This window comes from Desulfospira joergensenii DSM 10085, from assembly GCF_000420085.1.
Classification (GTDB): Bacteria; Desulfobacterota; Desulfobacteria; order Desulfobacterales; family Desulfobacteraceae; genus Desulfospira; species Desulfospira joergensenii.
In genome coordinates this window covers 466097-484576 of record NZ_ATUG01000003.1, presented here as the reverse complement: position 1 = coordinate 484576, position 18480 = coordinate 466097, and the positions used below count along the sequence as shown (strand labels likewise).

Below are 18480 nucleotides of genomic sequence, written 5' to 3'. Positions count from 1 at the left end.
ACTGTAAAGTCCGCTCAAACCATCCCATGGACGGGAAGTTTCGGGTCGGCCTTCCCCGGGTCCGGTCATGACCGGACCCGGGGAAGCAGTGAAAGCCCCCTTACCTGCTTCTAATTTACCTCCGATGGACTAGGCCCCGTTTTTAATGGCTGCCTGGGCTGCTGCCAGCCGGGCAATGGGGACCCGGTAGGGGGAGCAGGACACATAGGTCAGACCGGCCCTGTGGCAGAACTCCACCGAGGCCGAATCTCCGCCGTGCTCACCGCAGATGCCCAGCTTGATATCGGGCCGGGTCTTTTTTCCCCTTTCCACAGAGATTTCAATGAGACTGCCCACTGCCTCCTGGTCCAGGGTTTCAAAGGGGTCAGAGGCCAGAATGGCATTGTCTATATAGTCGTTCATAAAGGATCCGATGTCATCCCGGGAAAATCCGAAACACATCTGGGTCAGATCATTGGTTCCAAAGGAAAAGAACTCGGCTGTTTCAGCCATCTTATCGGCGATCAGGGCGGCCCTGGGGATTTCAATCATGGTGCCGAATAGATAGGGAAGCGTCTTTAGACCGTATGTTTCCAGGGTCTGTCCATGGCAATCCTCCACAATTTTCCGGGTGAACTCCAGTTCTTTTTCATTGCAGGTCACAGGCACCATGATTTCAGGCAAAGGAGATCCGCCTTCTTGGATCAACTGGGCAGAGGCCTCAAAAACCGCCATGACCTGCATTCTCGTAATTTCAGGAAAGGTGATGCCCAGGCGGACTCCCCTGTGGCCGATCATGGGATTGGACTCCTTGAGCAGCACGGACCGGCGGACTACCTCTTCCGGGTCTATGCCCAGGGCCCTGGCGATCTCCTCCTGATTTTTCTCGGACTGGGGCACAAACTCATGGAGGGGCGGATCCAGCAGTCTCAGGGTTACCGGCAGATTGTCCATGACTTTTAGGGTCTCATAGATTTCCTTTTTCACATGGGGGAAGAGCTCGTCCAAAGCCTGCTGCCGTTCGTCCCGGGACTGGCTCAGGATCATTTTCCGCAGAAGGAACAGGGCCCTGTCAGAGTCAGCCCCGTAAAACATATGCTCGGTACGGAAAAGGCCGATGCCCTGGGCACCGAACTCCAGGGCGGTTCTGGCATCCTCCGGGGTATCGGCATTGGTTCGGACCTGCATGGTCCGGTACTTGTCCGCAGCGGTCATGAATTGTTTGAACCTTGAATTTTCGGTTGCATCCTTCATTTTGAGCCGGCCTTCATAGACCATCCCCTTGGTGCCGTTGAGGGTAAAGACATCCCCTTCATTGAACACCCGGGTCCCGGCCCTGACCTGGCGGGTTTCCATGTTGATTTTCAGGGCACCGGCACCGACGATGCAGCACTTTCCCCAACCCCTGGCCACCAGGGCCGCGTGACTGGTCATGCCTCCCCTGGCCGTGAGGATGGCCGAGGCGGCCCTCATGCCCTCAATATCCTCAGGATTGGTTTCCTCCCGGATCAGGATGACGTTTTTCCCGGTTTTGGCCCATTGCACCGCATCCTCGGCCGTGAAAACGATTTCCCCCCAGGCCCCTCCGGGTCCTGCCGGAAGGCCCTCGGCAACCTTGGCGGCCTTCTGCTCCTCGGCCGGATCCACAATGGGGTGGAGCATATCATCCAGAACCCTGGGGTCCAGGCGGCAGACCATGGTTTTCTCATCGATCATTCCCTGGTCAAACATATCCATGGCCATGTTCAGGGCCGCTGTTGCGGTCCGTTTGCCGTTCCTACACTGGAGCATGTAAAGACGCCCCTCCTGAATGGTGAACTCAATGTCCTGCATATCCTTATAGTGGCTTTCCAGACGGTTCCGGATCTCAAAAAGCTGAGCATAAAGGTCGGGCATGGCCTCTTCCAGGGAAGGCAGATGTTTGTTCTGGCGGTTTTTCGTGTCATTGTTCAGGGGGTTGGGGGTCCGGGTTCCGGCCACCACATCCTCTCCCTGGGCATTGACCAGCCATTCCCCGTAGAATTTATCCTCCCCTGTGGCAGGATCCCGGCTAAATGCCACCCCGGTGGCCGAAGTATTTCCCATATTGCCGAACACCATGCTTTGGACGTTGACAGCGGTTCCCCAGGAATCCGGGATATGCTCGATCCGCCTGTAGGATACGGCCCGTTTCCCGTACCAGGACTTGAATACCGCACCGACGGCACCCATGAGCTGATCATAAGGATCATCAGGGAAATCCGTTTTCAAGTACTCTTTGATCTTTTTCTTGAACCGGTCACAGAGCCCCTTCAGGTCATCGACGGAGATATCCGTATCATTTTCATATCCCCTGTCGTTTTTCAGGTTGTTCATCATCATTTCCAGGTTGAGGCGGATTCCCATGCCGTCTTCGGAAATGACCTGATCGGCCTTTTCCATGACCACATCAGAGTACATCATGATCAGACGCCGGTAGGCATCATAGACAAACCATTCATTTCCAGTTCTCTGGATCAGCCCTGGAATGGTCTTTGAGCACAGCCCCACGTTTAGGACGGTTTCCATCATGCCCGGCATGGAAGATCGGGCACCGGACCGGCAGGAAACCAGAAGAGGATTTTCCCTGTCCCCGAATTTCATGTTCATCTCATTTTCCACATTGGCCAGGGCCTTGAGAATTCCGTCTTCCAGGGTATCGGGAAACCTCCCCCCCAATTCGAAATAATGGTTGCAGCATTCAGTGGAGATGGTGAAACCGGCAGGAACGGGAAGCCCCAGCCGGGCCATCTCGGCCAGATTGGCGCCTTTCCCGCCGAGAAGATCGTTCCGGGTGGCGTCCCCTTCGGTCCGCCGGGGACCGAACTCATAAATATATTTTGTCATATCCGCCTCTGAAGTAAATTTTTGAAATTAGTGTTCATTGAATAACTTTTAACTATTAAAAAATTAAAAATTCAAGTCAAGAAAAAAACTTGGGTTTATAAAAAAACCGTACAATGGTATTGTAGACCGAAACAAAACCAATGATGGGAATTTCATGATACGGAAAAAGGAAGTAGAGAAATGTTAAATATCGAGTCTATATCCAAGGGGTTTGGAGACCAGATTCTGTTTGACAATACCGGGTTGCAGATCAATCCCGGGGAAAGGGTGGGGCTTGTGGGCAGGAACGGACACGGAAAGACCACCCTTTTGAACATGATCGCAGGCATGGATCATCCGGATGAGGGAAGGATCACCTGTCCTTCGGGCTACAGGATGGGGGTTTTGTCCCAGAAGATCAGTTTCTCAAAAGAGAGTGTTCTCAAAGAGGCCATGCTGGGGCTTGCCGATCACGAAAGGGATCATTATTGGAAGGCGGAAAAGATCCTCGCAGGCCTGGGTTTTTCCAATCCGGACATGGAAAAGGACCCGGCCCTGTTTTCAGGGGGATACCAGGTCCGGCTTAATCTGGCCAAGGTCTTGGTATCGGATCCGGATCTTCTGATCCTGGATGAGCCCACCAACTATCTGGACATCACCTCGATCCGGTGGATCTCCCAATTTCTGATTTCCTGGCCCAGGGAAGTCCTTCTGGTGACCCATGACCGGGGGTTCATGGACAATGTGGTCACCCATATTGCAGGGGTCCACCGGCATAAGATCCGGAAGATACAGGGGAATACCCAGAAATACTATCTCCAGGTGGCCCAGGACGAAGAAATATACGAGAAGACCCGCCAGAACGAAGAAAAACGGAAAAAGGAAATCGAGGAGTTCATCACCCGGTTCCGGGCCAAGGCCAGGCTGGCCAACATGGTTCAGTCCAGGATAAAAACCCTGGAAAAGACCGATACCAAAGATAAACTCCAGGAACTGAAAAATCTGGAATTCTCATTCAACCATCTTCCCTTTGACGGAAAACAGGTGTTGATCGCCCAGAATCTCAATTTTTCATGGGACCCGGAGACCCCCCTGATCCAGGATTTTTCCCTCACCGTCTATCCCCGGGACCGGGTGGCCATTATCGGGAAGAACGGCCGGGGCAAGACCACCCTGCTCAAGCTGCTGAGCCGGAACCTGGAATCCGGATCCGGAGAACTCCGGCTCAATCCCGGGGTCTCCCTGGGGTATTTTGAACAGACCAATGTCCAGACCCTGAATGAAAATTTTACCATTGAAGAGGAGTTGATCAACTCCCACCCGGATTTTGACCGCCAGGCCTGCCGGAATGTCTGCGGAGCCATGATGTTTGAAAAAGATGCCGCCTTGAAAAAAATCTCCGTGCTTTCCGGCGGTGAAAAATCCAGGGTCATGCTGGGAAAACTTCTGCTCAGCCCCCTGAACCTGCTGCTGCTGGATGAGCCCACCAACCATCTTGATATCGAAGCCTGTGATTCCTTTGCCGCAGCCCTGGAAAATTTTCCCGGTGCCGTTGTCCTGGTGACCCATAATGAGCTTTTTCTTCACGCCCTGGCCACGCGCCTGGTGGTCTTTAAAAGCGACGGGATCAGCCTGTTTGAGGGAACTTACCAGGAATTTCTCGAAAAAGAAGGCTGGGAGGAAGAGGAGACTTCGACCGCAAAAAAGTCCAAGCCGGCCGGCCCCAATAAAAAGAAGCTGCGCAGGCAGAAGTCCGCCATTATTGCTGAGCGCTCCAGGGTGCTCAAGCCTGTCCAGAAAAAAATAGACAAAATTGAAAACAAAATCGAAAAAAAAGAAGCCCTGACCCGGTCGATCAATGAGAAGCTTCTGGAGGCATCCATGGAACAGGACGGGCCCGGTATTCAGGAGTTTTCAAAGGAGCTGGCCGGACTGGAAAACGAGATAGAGAACCTGTTCACAGACCTGGAACGGTTGACAGAGGAGTTGGAAACCAAGAAACTGAAATTTGACACTGAATTGACAGCTTTGGAAAGGTAAGAGTTTAAGATGGACAAAAAAAGATTGGCATTCTATTATGGTATATTGTTGATCGCGGTGGGTCTGGGGGTGTTTTACCGCATCCCCCAGGTCATGCCGAGGGTAGGGGAGATAGAATTCTTCAGCCAGAAGCTCGGCCTGGTAAAATTCTGTTTCTATACCCTGGGCGTCCTTCTGGTTATGGCCGGGGGAATCAGAGTGTTTAAGAACTATAAGTAAAAAGGGTCAGGAAAGATTGAATGGCAAAATCAGCCTCAAGCCTTAAATCCACCATCAAGGACCAGTCCGGGGCCGGCAAGACCCGCATCGGCGAAATCCTTTCAAAAGAGGGCCAGATCACCAGCATGCAGCTGGACGAGGCCCTGAGTGTTCACAAAAAAACCCAGGAAAGACTCAGTTCCATCCTGCTCAACAAGGGATATATCGATCCCGACACCATTATCAATGTCCTGGGCCGGCTTTACAACTACAACGTAGTCCGGTTTTCCGAGATCAAACCCCAGGCCGAAGCCCTGGAACTCCTTCCCTTTGACCAGGCCAAGAATCACATGGTCTTCCCCCTGAAACTGAAAGGGGACGATCTTTCCCTGGCCATGGCAGAGCCTACAGACACAGATCTGGTGGAGATGCTGACCAAATCCACCCAGAAAAACCTCCAGATCTTTGTGGCCACTGAAAACGATATCATCCAGGCCTACCGTGATTTTTACAAGATCAGCGATGATGAGTACAAGAGTTTTCTCCATTTTGAAGATGAGGGTGAAGACGATGAGCCGGTCACTTCAGTGGATGATTTCGGTTCCCTGGTTTCCGAAGCGGCCGAGGAAGTGGAAGTCGGCATCACCGATCTCCAGGATGATCAGGATGAGTTCATGGCTTCGGATGCCCCCATCATCAAACTGGTCAACGGTATCCTTACCAAGGCCATCAATGACGGGGTGTCCGACATTCATATCGAGCCCTTTGAAAAGTCTTTCCAGGTCCGGTACCGGCTGGACGGGGGCATGTACAAGGCCATGAATCTTCCCGTTTCCATTAAAAATGCCGTGGTGTCCCGGCTCAAGATCCTGGCCCAGTTGGATATCGCCGAAAGAAGAGTGCCCCAGGACGGCCGGATCAAGCTGAGGCTGGGCCGGCGCAAATCCGTTGATTTCCGGGTATCCACCCTTCCCACCCTGTTCGGGGAAAGCATTGTCATGCGAATCCTCGACCAGAGCGCCCTGAGTATCGACCTGACCCGCCTGGGTTTTGAATCTTCCACCTTTGATATGCTGAAGCGCTGTATTTCAAGGCCGTACGGACTGCTGCTGGTTACCGGCCCCACAGGCTCGGGCAAGACCACCACCCTTTACTCCATTCTCAACCGGCTCAACAAGGACGACATCAAGATTCTCACGGCCGAGGACCCTGTGGAGTTTAACTTCAAGGGCATCAACCAGGTCCCGGTAAGGGAAGATGTGGGCATGACCTTTGCTGCTGCCCTGAAAGCCTTTCTCCGCCAGGATCCGGACATTATCATGGTGGGGGAGATCCGGGATATCGACACGGCCGAGATCGCCATCAAGGCGGCCATGACAGGCCATCTTGTCTTTGCCACCCTGCATACCAATGACTGCCCGTCCACCATTGGGCGTCTCGTGGATATTGGAATTCCCCCTTATATGCTGGCCTCTTCGGTCACCATGGTGTTGTCCCAGCGCCTGGCCCGGAGGCTGTGCCCGGAATGCAAACAAAAGGTCACCGGCCACAATCCCGAGGATCTGGAACTTGACGGATTTTCCAAGGATGAGGTCGATGATCTGGAAATTTACGGGCCCAATGGATGTTCAAATTGCAACGGAACCGGATACAAAGGCAGGGTAGGGCTTTACGAACTCATGGAAGTGACCGAGGAGGTGGCCAAGGCCATCAGTGCCGAGGTTGCCGAGGACCAGCTCAGGAAGGTGGCTGTCCAGGAGGGAATGGTCACTCTGAGGGATGCCGGGCTCCAGAAGATCAGGACCACGGAAACCTCTCTGGAAGAGGTGCTCAGGAAAACCGTTATCACCAAGGAGGCCCTGCCGGCCTACCTGGTTAATCCCGATGTGGAACAGTACGAGGACAAGGACGTCATTATCCGGGAAGGCAATACAGACATTGATTTTTTCAAACTGGTCCAGGGTGCCCTCTACGTGGTCAAGGGCGGAAAGAAAATCGCCGAAATCACCCAGCCCGGGGATTATTTTGGTGAGATGTCCGCCATTACCGGGGATCCCAGATCCGCCTCCATCGTTTCCAAGGGAAGATCCAAAATCAAACGCTTCCCCGGCGACAAGCTGGAAGAGATCATTGAAAAGTATCCGGAAGTGGCCAAGCACCTGTTCTCCGTGCTTGCCGCACGCCTCCACCAGACCGACAGACGGATGATCAACATTATCAATCAGATCCAGAAGAAACCCATGAACTGAAGTTTCAGCCAAAGTTCAAACATGGGGGTCAACAGAAAATCCAATAAACTATTTTGAGGGTTTAAAGTATCTGTCCTTTTCGCTGTAAATGCAGCCGCAGTATTGCTGGCGGTACATGTCAAGCTGTTTGGATTTTTCGATTCCAATTTTCCATCCGTCCCTGAAATCCTGGTAGAAAAATTTCAGACCGTACCGTTTTCCCAGGGCTTCCCCGATTTCCCGGATCTGTTCGTGGTTCTGGAATTTGGAATAGAGCAGGGTGGAGGAAAAGGCGTCGAACTTTCCTTTTTTCGCCACCAGGGCCGCAGCCTTGAGCCGCTCGTGGTAGCAGGTCCGGCATCGGTTGTCCTCCCTGAACACCACGGACTGGATAAAGCGTTCCAGTTCATAGCCCTGCTGCCAGATCATTTTCAATCCGATGTCCCGGCTGTACTGACGCAGGGTATCTTCCCGGCGGATGCATTCGGTATAGGGATGGATATTGTGTCGAAAGAAAAAGCCCATCACCTCGATGCCCTTTCCCCTGATGACCTCCAGGGGATAAATAGAGCAGGGTGCGCAGCAGGTATGGAGGAGGAGCTTCATTCCCGGCTCCCGAAAATGGCGGTTCCCACCCGGACCATGGTGGAGCCTTCTTCCACAGCGACCCTGAAGTCATTGCTCATGCCCATGGACAGATCTTCCATGGATATATTCGGAATGTTGGCCTCCAATATCTGCTCTTTGATCCCAACCAGGCGTTTAAAATAGATCCTGGCATCTTCGGGATTCTCAAAATAGGGGGGCATGCACATGAGACCCCGGACCGACACATTCTCAAATTGACTGATCTCCCGGGCCAGGAATAGCATATCCTCGGCCTGGGCCCCGGATTTGGTGGTTTCCTCGGCAATATTGACCTGGAGCAGAATCTTCTGAATTTTATCTATTTTTTTGGCCTGTTTGTTGATTTCCCTGGCAAGCTTGAGTTTGTCCACGGTATGGATATAGTCAAAATACTTGACTGCGAATCTGGCCTTATTGGACTGGAGATGACCGATGAAATGCCAGCAGGCCCGGTCCTTTCCGATAAGATCAATTTTTTCAACCGCCTCCTGGATATAATTTTCCCCCAGGTTCTCGGCACCGGCCTCAATGGCCCGGGTGACAATCTCAGCACTTTTGCGTTTACTCACGCCGATGAGGGTGAGGGTTTCCGGATCCCGTCCGCAGGCAACCGCCGCTTCTATGAGCTGTTGTTTCACTAGTTCAAGATTCTCTTTCACAGGGGTCATTTCGATATTCCTTTGTCCCTTATTCTTATGGAAAAACCAGTCTATCACAAAGGATTCATGGGATCAGCAATTAAATACCCAATGGGGTGTCTGCGATCTTTTTTTAGAATTGAACGGCACCCAATTTCACCAAGGTTTCCATGACCTCACACAAAGGAAGTCCGACGACATTGGAGTAAGAACCGCAGATGGATTCCACCATGAACCCGCCCATTCCCTGGATCCCGTATCCCCCTGCCTTGTCATAGGGTTCGGGGCTCTTGGCGTACCAGAGAATTTCATTGCCGGGCATGGACTTGAATTGCACCCGGGTTTCAACGGCCCTGGTGATCTCTTTATCCTTTTTTTTATGGCCGATGGTAAATCCGGTCAGCACCGAATGCTCCCTGCCGGTTAAAACTTCCAGCATTTGAACGGCCTCCTGTTCCGACCCGGGTTTCCCCAGGATCCGGTTGTCAACCACCACGATTGTGTCGGCTCCGATGACCCAGGCATCCCGGCACTTGGAAAGAACAGCCCGGGCCTTGAGCCGGGAAAGATCTTTCACAAGGGCGATGGGTTCCAGATCCTTTCCATTGGCTTCGTCAATATCGGCCGGAAGGATCTCAATTTTCAGTCCCATCTGCTCCAAAAGCTCTTTTCTCCTTGGGGACTGGGAGGCCAATACGATTTTGTCCTGGAAATATGGTTTCATGGGGCCTTTTTTAACAAATTTTTAAATCCATGACAATGGGGAAGCCTGGATCCTGTTTCATTCCGCAGGGGGAAAAATTCAAGAAATCACCTTGAATATTTGGCAAAAATAATATAAATATTCCAGGATTATGCCTGGGTGGCGGAACTGGTAGACGCAAGGGACTTAAAATCCCTCGGGGCTGAGCCCTGTACGAGTTCAATTCTCGTCCCAGGTACCAAAAAGATACAGGGGCTTTGGCATAATCCAAAGCCCTTTTTTTTCAACCTGAAGCCAAAAGCTGAAAGCCGGTATAAGGTTGTTTCAGCCTGTGATATTCTACTAAATATTTTGAAATAGGTCTAGAGAATTTTTTTATGGATAAGATTCAGATCAACGGCAGCAGAAAGCTTCAGGGAGAGGTCCGGATCAGCGGGGCCAAAAACGCGGCTCTTCCCCTGATTGCATCGGGCATACTGGTCAAGGGAACCACCGTGTTCACCAACGTGCCCCGGCTCATGGACATCACCAGTATCCGGAATCTGCTGGAGGATCTCGGGGCAAAATGCAGTTTTGAGGACAATGTATTTACCGTTGACGGGTCGGGAATCCACAAAATCGAGGCTGAATATGATCTTGTCAGGAAGATGAGGGCCTCCATCCTTGTTCTCGGTCCCCTGACCGCCAGGTTCGGCCATGCCAAGGTCTCCATGCCCGGGGGATGCGCCATCGGTGCCAGACCCGTGAACATGCACCTGTCCGGGCTTGAAGCTCTCGGGGCGAAGATCACAATTGATCACGGATATATTGAAGCCAAGGCCCGCCGGCTTGTTGGCAATGAAATTTATTTTGATATTCCAACGGTAACGGGAACTGAGAATCTCATGATGGCTGCGGCCCTGGCCAAGGGCCGGTCCGTGCTGAGGAATGCTGCCCGGGAACCTGAAATCATATGCCTGGCCGATGCCCTGAACAAAATGGGCGGAAAAGTATCCGGGGCCGGCACGCCCATCATTGAAATTGAAGGAGTTGACTCTCTTGAACCCGCCGAGGTCAGGGTCATCCCCGACCGGATTGAAACCGGCACGTTCATGGTCGCTGCAGCCGCCACCGGCGGAGATGTGACCATAAAGGACTGCAATCCCGAGCACATCGGCGGAATTATCAGTAAACTCAAAGACACGGGTGCCGAGGTGATCCTTCAGGAAAAGGGAGTCCGGGTAAAAGGCGGACCCCGCATCAATAGTGTGGACATCAAAACCCTGCCCTATCCGGGATTTCCCACAGACATGCAGGCCCAGTTCATGGCCATGGCCACAATTGCAGAGGGCAACTCCATCATCCATGAGTCCATATTTGAGAACCGGTTCATCCATGCCAATGAACTGCTTCGCATGGGTGCGGATATTAAAATCTCCAATGGGAATTACGCCATGGTCAGGGGCGTGGAAAAACTCCAGGGAGCTCCGGTCATGGCTTCGGACCTGAGGGCATCGGCTTCCCTGGTCATTGCCGGACTGATTGCCAAGGGCACCACGCTGATCTCCAGGGTCTATCACATGGACCGGGGATATGAAGCCATTGAAGAAAAATTCTCCTGTCTTGGCGCGGACATCCAGCGGATAGAATAGTCCAATTTCTGAACAAGAGAAACTCATCTCCGGGCGCCTCACTTCATTTGCATACCTGCCGGGAATCCTTTATGATTTAATATAGCTGTTAAAGCCAAAATCCATCAAAACGGCAAAAGGATTCGGGGTATGAAAATCAGACGGATTCCAATCCATCCCCCCTTGTTTTCCGTGGTCGTTCCCCTGATCATCGGGATAACGGCCGGAAACGTCCATGGATTTTTTCCTGGATCCCTTTTCATCGCCCTGTTCCTGCCCCTTTATTTCCTCTTTACCTGTCCTGCACTCAAAACCAATCGGATCGTCTTTGTCTGGCTGGGCAGTCTGGCCTGTATCTATGGATTTTATTCCATGTTCCGGATGGAGCACAGCACTTTGCCTCCCCTTCATATCAGTCGTTTTTGTGATGGCTCGGTTTACCGGATAAAAGGCAGAATACTCTCCTTTCAACACCATTATCCGGAAAAAATCCGCCTCAAGTTTGAAGTCCAGGGCCTGTCCGGCAATCAGGGTCCTGAATTGTATCAAAAAGTTAAGGGGTCCATTTTTTTAAATATTTACAATCATGAAAACTTCGGGGCAGGGTACGGAGACCGGCTGTTTTTTAAAGCCAGGCTGAAACCGGTACGCAATTTCAGCAATCCCGGCGGATTCGATTACCAGACCTATTTAAAGAGAAGGGGCATTACCGGTTCCTCTTATATCAATGCCGATCAGATCCGGGTTGTTCCCTGCAGGGTCTGGCCCTTTAACAGTATCCAGGCGATGGAAAACCTGAGGAACCGGTTTTTCCGATTTATCCGGGATGTCCTGGGGCCTTCGGACAGAGCAGATATTTTATGTGCACTGATCACAGGAAAGAAAAAAATGATCCGTACACAAGTCCGGGATGATTTCAGCCGGGCCGGCACATCCCATCTTCTGGCCATTTCAGGCCTTCACATGTCGATCCTTGGATTTGTGTTCTACTGGATCTGGTTTTATCTCCTGTCCCTGTCCAGATCTCTACTGATCTCTGGGCGGGCAAAAAAAACGGCCATGGTTCTCACCCTGGCCCTTTTATTTCTATACGCTTTTTTTTCCGGATTTTCCCCATCCATCCAAAGGGCATTTATCATGACATTGATTTTTATGCTTTCGTTTATGATGGAAAAAGAAGCCCAGCTTCTCAATACCCTGGCCCTGGCGGCCATTCTCATCCTCATTCTGGATCCCCCGGCCCTTTTTTCCATTTCTTTTCAACTCTCCTTTGCCGGGGTCCTGTTTATCCTGGTCGGGTTTGACCTGGTCAGGCAAAGGGGCTGGCTCGAAAAAAATGGATTGAAAATAAAACTTTTGTCTGCCGGTCTGGTTCCCCTGATGGCAGGACTGGGAACAGCTCCCCTTGTGGCTCATTATTTCAACATGGTCTCCCATGTCCAGGTTCCGGCCAATCTGGTCCTGGTGCCCATCCTGGGAGGTCTATGCCTTCCCCTGGGCTTTGCCGCCCTTTTTTTGTTTTTTATCCATGCCGGGGCCTCTGCCATGATCATCCAACTCTGTGGAAGACTGATCGATTTAGGCCTGGGCGTTACCGATTTTTTAATTTCTCTGCCCTTTTCATGGTCCAGGACCGTTACCCCGGACAGGTCTGAACTTTTGTCTATCTATCTATTCCTGGGAACTCTTTTCTGGCTGGTAATGAGTCGAAAAAAAAGGGGGCCCATGCTTTTCCTGATTTTTCTATCTTTGGCGGCCGGAATTAATACAGGCCTGAAGATAAAGAAAAGATTAGATCCCGGACAACTCATGATCACAATCCTGGACGTGGGCCAGGGCAGTGCCGGGTTGATCCAAACCCCGGAAGGGCATACCATCCTGGTGGACGGGAGCGGGTTTTCCGGCCTGTCCTCCTTTGATCCGGGCCGGTATATAGTTGGACCCTTTTTGTGGCATAAGAAGATATTGACCCTGGACATGGTTGTCCTGACCCATCCCCAGTCCGATCATATGAACGGCCTGGTATTTATTCTGAATAATTTCAAGGTCAGAAAGCTATTGAAGAATAAGGATTCCCGCAAATCCAGGGTCTATGAGAAAATGATGGCCACATGCCGAAAAAAAAAAATCCCGTTAATTCTGCCGGATTGTGTCCAAAATCATTTTTTTCTTGATCAGGTAAAGATAAACTTTTTCCACTGTTCCAGTCTGGTTCCGGGAGATAATTTCAACAATAACTCCCTGGTCTTTCAGGTTCATTTTCAAAATTTATCCATGCTCTTTCCCGGAGACGTGATGCACGGGAGGGAAATCCGCCTGGCAGAGTCGGCCGGTCCGGCCCTCAAATCATCCATACTCCTTGCCCCCCACCATGGCAGCTCAAGTTCCAGTCATGATTTTTTCCTTGATCAAGTGAAGCCGGAAAGTGTAATAGTATCCTGTGGATTTAAGAACCGGTATGGTTTTCCCCATGGTGAGGTTTTGGAAAAGTACAGGGAAAGGGGATACAATGTTTATCGGACAGATCTCAACGGAGCAGTCACCATTACCTCAAACGGCCGCCAATATGAGATCTCAACCCATATAAAGGACGGCCCGTGTTTTTCTTCTACTTTCCATATGTTCTGATCCTGTCAGGTCTCATGCTCTTCGACTGTCACAGGAGAAACCAGCCTCTCTGGTGGGCCGCCATGGTGCTTTTTGCCCCTGTGACTGCTCCCTATTTTATCTTTAAATCGAGGAAGGCCGAGGGGATAACCCTCTTCATGATTTTCCTGGCCAGTTTTTCCTTGATCGTCGGAATCGAGTTTTATACCTGGGAAAAGGAAAGAGAGGCAAACAAGTATGCCCATCTGCCCCCCATTACCCGGCAGACCATCCGGTTCAGCCAGGTTTTAACCCAGACCACCGCTGACCTGGACCAGGCCCTGGTAAAGCTGGAAGAATTGTCCAAGGTAGAGTCCAGGGTCACTGAACTCAAGGCCACCATTGATTATATTGAAGAACTCAGGGGTATTATTGCCTTGAACCGGGATGCCATAGACCGGTTTGTCCGGTTTACAAACGACTACAAATCCTATTTTGTGAAAAACCAACTCAACTGGGTCTATCATATCCAGAAGTTCTATACCAGCCGGGAGGTGATTCTTCACTACAAAAGTCTTGGAGACTACCTGGACAATTTTGAAGCTTTGCTCAAGTTCACCTATGAAAATTTCGATGCCATCAACGAGGTCAAGACCCCGTCGATTTTGAAAAATTATGACGAATACTATATCCGCTACAGACGGGCCGTGGACCGGCACAATAAGTTCAATGTGCTGCGCATTGAGTTTCAGAACCAATTCTTACATAAATACCCCGATGTCAAACCCTATCTGCCCGGAATGCGTCAGACCGATACCTTCCGGCTCTGGCAATAGTCTTTATTCTTGTAGTACTTGAGAAAGGGGACAATGACCTTGTTTTTATTTCCCCCGGACAGGTCATAGGTAATGGTGGCAATGGGCACCCCGGTCTTCTCCTCAAGCTTGGCGGCCATGGCTTCGGTCACCAGGCCGGGGCAGCAGAACGCCGGATTGGTCTGTACCAGCAGGGCAAGGTCGGGATGTTCATTGACAATATGATGGATCTTTAAAATATTGTCCATGGATTCACCGGTATGTTCCGGGAGGATACCGTACTGCTCCAGAATATTTTCATATCCCTGGCCCACCTCCAGGTCTTTTTCATTCAAGATGGGTTCAAAGTACTTATAATATTTTTTCTCCATGGCATTCATGGCAACAAAAAGAGCTCTGTTTGAGATCAGGCTTAAATACTTGCCCTCCTTAAACCATTTTCTAAAATAGGAATTGGCAATAATCTTGATATACTTGTAATAGGGGGTGATGACCACCTCTCCTCCGTTCTTTTCGATGAAATGGATCAGATCCTGGTTCATCAGATCATTATCCCGGACGTAGAGATCACCGAATATCGCCACCTTTGGCCGTCCTCCTTTCTGCCGGGTCTGGACCTTGGAAATCAGGGAAACCGCCTCTTTCAAAGCCTTTTCCTTGGAACCGCCGGTAAGAAATGCCGCGGAAATGATGGCCAGGGCCTGATCCAGGGCCTGGTCGGTTTCTCCGGCATGGATCTCATAGGGTCTGATCTTGCATCCCATGCTTCTCAAGAGGCCGCCGAACATATAGGCAAAATAGGCATTGATCGAGGCTTTAAAGGAGATGTCAAACAGGGACAGCTCTCCAAGATAGATACCGGCCTGTTCAAATCCTCTCCCCTCCCTTTCAAGGATCTGTTTGATATGAAAGGGGTACATCTTGATATTGCAGGCAATGTCGGATTCATTGAGCCATAGAATGGTATTTTCCGGATCCAGACCGTTTTTTTCCACCGTATGGATGAACCCGGCGGCCACGGCATTGAGGGGGATGCATTGGCCTGTATTGGTCAGCATACATCTTTTCAATGTTTCCCGGGTTTCCTCCATGAGCAGGGCATGAATACCTTCGTTCTTAAAGGTGGAGACAATGAGTTCACCGCTGAACCGGTCCCAGTTGGGGAAGATAATGGTCTTGTTGTCCAGGGATCGGGCGCATGCATTGTCAAACAGGGGACCGGCCAAGGCTTCGGGTTTGGCCGGCTGAACATGGTGATTGGTAAAGGCCCTGACCGCCGCCTCGATGCGGGTTTCATATCCCACACTTGAATCGTGCTCATCCAGTTCAAGCACGAGATAGGGCTTGTTGAACTTCTCCATGATCTTTTTAAAATAATCCACGGCAAAGGAATCCGGGGAGCATTTAAACGAGGTGACATAGACGGGAAAGAGCCCCGGAGTGTTTGCCGCCATATAGGCCGCTTCCAGGATTCCGGCAGCGTGCTTCCAATGGATCTCCCCGAGCAGGGGGCGGAGCATGGAAAGATCATGGTCTTCCCTGGCCAGCATGTCCTGGAAGAAAACAGGTACATTTAAATTTTCAAAAATCCTGGGGATATTGTTGTTCATGGAATCGGACAGGACCGTATAGGGACGTCCCAGGAGAAGAACTTTGATTCCTTCCGTGGTATCCATGGTCTTCTGAAAATATTCCCTTAATTTGAGTTTGTTTTGATTTTTGAATTCAACGGCCTTATCCCAGGCCGAACCGATGTCAAAAAAGGAAAAAAGAAAATCAGGGGAAATCTTCTTCAAAGCCCTGTAAAGTTCCATTTTGGTATGAAAATTGGTGTACAGGTACCTTATGGTCGGGGAGAGGATCCTTTCCCCGTCCATGTTTTCCAGACAGGAGATGGTGGAGGGGGCAAACTGGGTATAGTAGCAGTGCTGGCGCCGGGTCCCTTTGACCCGGGTTTTGTCTTCAAAATAAAAGGGGAGAAACACATAATCCGTGCAATCCAGAAGATGGGAAATATGGGCATGGAAAGCCGTGACCGGAGCACAGAACTCGGCAGCGGCAATGTTTTTTCCGATTTTTACCGGCTGTTTTAAATTTAGACTGGTTTTGGTTTTAATGCCCAGCCTGGAAAAAAAGAACTGCCAGAATTCAAGGTCTTCAAACATGTGCAGGGCAGCCGGAAGGCCGATGGTGAAATCGTGTTTCGGCGGAGGGCTGTCTGTCTGGCGGGTGATTTTTTTCCGGTCTTTGAGCAGGTTAAACCGGGTTTTTCTGGGTACCATTTTCTGGGTGTCGTAATCCCGGCCGCATAAAAACCCATAGGCCTGGGGGCCGTCTTCCAACTCAGCTATGGTCAGTTTGCAGTGGTTGGTGCAGAGCCGGCATACTTCCTGGCGGACGGGAATCTCAAGTTTCCAGAGGTCAAATCCCCTGAATTTGGAAAGAGAGACATTCTCTTCCATGGCCAGCAGGGCCACACCCAGGGCTCCTGTGAGATGGCAGAACCTGGACACATGAATGGGCCGGTTCAGTTTCTGTTCAAAGGCGGCAACCAGGGCCTTGTTTCTGGCAGTGGCCCCCTGAAACAGGACGCAGCTGCCGATTTTGCTCTCCGTGGCCACCTTGGTTAAATAGTTGTCCCTGACCGAATGAAGGACCGAGGCCAGAATTTCATCTTTACCGTATCCTTCGGCAAAATAATAGTTGATGTCCCTTTCCATGAACACGGTGCACCGGTCACTGGAAACCGGGGCCTTAACCCCCTCGGCCCGGGCGGAGTACTCGGAAAGGGGACAGTTGAGTTTCAGGGCCTGCTCTTCGATAAAGCTTCCGGTTCCTGCTGCGCAGACCGTATTCATCACCGAAGAGGTGACCATTCCGTCCTTGAGCAGGGTGAACTTGGCGTCCTGTCCTCCGATCTCGATAATGGTGTCCACATTACTGTTCAGGTTCACGGCGGCCGTGGCATGGGCCGTAATCTCATCGGGTTCGATATCTGCCCCGATGATCCTGCCGGAGATCCGCCTTCCCGAACCGGTTGTACCGCAGCCTTTAATCGGAAAATTCAATTGAAAATCCCTTAAAAAATGGTGGCAGGCCTTAAACAGTTTCTGGACGGCCTGGACCGGACGGGAAGCGGTTTTGGTATAAAATCCGGCAATGGGCGCACCGTCCTGGTTGACAATAATGCACTTGGTACTGGTGGACCCCACATCGAGTCCCAGATATCCATGGGATATCTCCAAAGTATTCGGATCCGTGTATACATCGGATTCAACCCCTTCAAATTCATAGGACTTAAAGGAAGAAAAATCAGGGTAATCCGACAGATTGAGTTCAAGGGGCGGATATTCGTAAACGCTGTTCCGGGTATCTGAAAGGAAAACCGCACCGGGAAGGTCCTTGGATATAGGTGACAGATTCGTGTCGGCAAGCTCATCCAGAAGACAGAAAGCCGCTCCCATGGCCCCGTAAAAACAGGAGAACTCATCGATGAAAAGGTCATGCCCGATGATCTTCTCCAGATGGGCCGTCACGGCCCGGTTCTGGGATACCCCTCCGCAGAAGATGAGTTTCCCCTTGTTAATCTTTTTTTTAAACAGGGTGTTGGAGATGTTTTTTGCAAGGCCGTAGCAGAGGCCGTCACAGATCTGTTCGATATCATACCCTTCCTGCTGGGCATGGATCAGGTCGGTTTTTGCAAACACGGCACACCGGGTGGCAATGTCCGGTCTCGATTTGGTATTGGCCAGGGCCTTGAGGCTGATCTGCTCGGAGCCGGCAAGATTAAGGCGCCTGGCCTGTTGATCCAGAAAACTACCGGTACCGGCGGCGCAGGAGGTGTTGTGCCTGGCCCCTGTATAATTACCGGCTTCATCAAAAAGACTGAGTGAAAATTTTTCCCCGCCGATGTGTAAAAGTGTGGCAAAGGAATGTCCGTGGAAATGCCTGGCTGCCCGGATCACAGCTACCTGTCCGTCGATACGGGACTGGGAGGCTACAAAGGAAGGGGTGGAATCCGTTGCGGCGATATAGTGAATATCCTTTAGGGCGGGATCTTCCAGGAGAGAGGAAAGGGTGTTTTTGACCTCTCCGTTGTGAAAGGCGGCCGCAGTATATGTAATGTGTGCGCTTTTGTTTTTCGTGACGGCAATAGCCGCGATATGGACGGAAACCGATCCGATGTCAATGCCCAGTATGTTTGATTGCATG

At 51.1% G+C, this 18480-nt stretch carries 11 protein-coding genes and 1 tRNA gene; 7 read left to right on the top strand and 5 right to left on the bottom strand.

Annotated features, from left to right (window positions below; genetic code table 11):
* Positions 1–129: 129 nt before the first annotated feature.
* Complete coding sequence (gene ppdK, locus F608_RS0126395; protein ID WP_022668754.1) at positions 130–2844, bottom strand: pyruvate, phosphate dikinase; 2715 nt, start codon at positions 2842–2844, stop codon at positions 130–132.
* Between the two features lie 180 nt (positions 2845–3024).
* Here ppdK and F608_RS0126390 point away from each other — a divergent pair, with 180 nt between their 5' ends.
* From F608_RS0126390 to pilB, 3 genes are read left to right on the top strand one after another with little or no spacing between them, the layout of a single operon-like run.
* Positions 3025–4863 (top strand): ABC-F family ATP-binding cassette domain-containing protein, encoded by a 1839-nt coding sequence (locus tag F608_RS0126390; protein ID WP_022668753.1) that lies wholly within the window; start codon positions 3025–3027, stop codon positions 4861–4863.
* 9 nt (positions 4864–4872) lie between these two features.
* Positions 4873–5082 (top strand): hypothetical protein, encoded by a 210-nt coding sequence (locus F608_RS0126385; RefSeq protein ID WP_022668751.1) that lies wholly within the window; start codon positions 4873–4875, stop codon positions 5080–5082.
* A gap of 20 nt (positions 5083–5102) precedes the next feature.
* Positions 5103–7310 (top strand): type IV-A pilus assembly ATPase PilB, encoded by a 2208-nt coding sequence (gene pilB / locus F608_RS0126380; RefSeq protein ID WP_022668750.1) that lies wholly within the window; start codon positions 5103–5105, stop codon positions 7308–7310.
* A 48-nt stretch (positions 7311–7358) separates the two neighbouring features.
* Here the strand turns inward: pilB and F608_RS0126375 are convergent, their stop codons facing one another.
* The 3 genes from F608_RS0126375 to F608_RS0126365 all read right to left on the bottom strand — a co-directional run bounded on the left by F608_RS0126375 (position 7359) and on the right by F608_RS0126365 (position 9278).
* Entirely contained in the window at positions 7359–7895 is a 537-nt protein-coding gene (locus tag F608_RS0126375) for an epoxyqueuosine reductase QueH (protein ID WP_022668749.1), read from the bottom strand.
* Complete coding sequence (locus tag F608_RS0126370) at positions 7892–8584, bottom strand: YggS family pyridoxal phosphate-dependent enzyme (protein ID WP_022668748.1); 693 nt, start codon at positions 8582–8584, stop codon at positions 7892–7894. The genes F608_RS0126375 and F608_RS0126370 overlap by 4 nt, the downstream gene beginning before the upstream one ends.
* 103 nt (positions 8585–8687) lie before the next feature.
* The gene (locus tag F608_RS0126365) at positions 8688–9278 is read right to left on the bottom strand and encodes a Maf family protein (RefSeq protein ID WP_022668747.1); all 591 of its coding nucleotides are present in this window, start codon (positions 9276–9278) and stop codon (positions 8688–8690) included.
* Between the two features lie 132 nt (positions 9279–9410).
* Between F608_RS0126365 and F608_RS0126360 the strand changes: the two genes are divergently transcribed.
* The 4 genes from F608_RS0126360 (at position 9411) to F608_RS0126345 (ending at position 14289) form a co-directional block, all read left to right on the top strand.
* Positions 9411–9498: transfer RNA gene (locus F608_RS0126360), tRNA-Leu, on the top strand.
* Positions 9499–9634: 136 nt separating this feature from the next.
* Complete coding sequence (gene murA / locus F608_RS0126355) at positions 9635–10888, top strand: UDP-N-acetylglucosamine 1-carboxyvinyltransferase (protein ID WP_022668746.1); 1254 nt, start codon at positions 9635–9637, stop codon at positions 10886–10888.
* Between the two features lie 129 nt (positions 10889–11017).
* Positions 11018–13495 (top strand): DNA internalization-related competence protein ComEC/Rec2, encoded by a 2478-nt coding sequence (locus tag F608_RS33495; protein WP_022668745.1) that lies wholly within the window; start codon positions 11018–11020, stop codon positions 13493–13495.
* Positions 13465–14289: a coiled-coil domain-containing protein gene (locus tag F608_RS0126345; protein ID WP_022668744.1), complete on the top strand. Its 825-nt coding sequence runs from the start codon at positions 13465–13467 to the stop codon at positions 14287–14289. Before F608_RS33495 ends, F608_RS0126345 begins: the two co-directional genes overlap by 31 nt.
* On the opposite strand, the gene F608_RS0126340 is transcribed toward F608_RS0126345, so the two are convergent.
* On the bottom strand, positions 14259–18479 hold the full coding sequence (locus tag F608_RS0126340) for an acyl-CoA dehydratase activase (RefSeq protein WP_022668743.1): 4221 nt from the start codon (positions 18477–18479) through the stop codon (positions 14259–14261). The two genes, F608_RS0126345 and F608_RS0126340, sit on opposite strands and share 31 nt — an antisense overlap.
* Between the last annotated feature and the right edge of the window lies 1 nt (position 18480).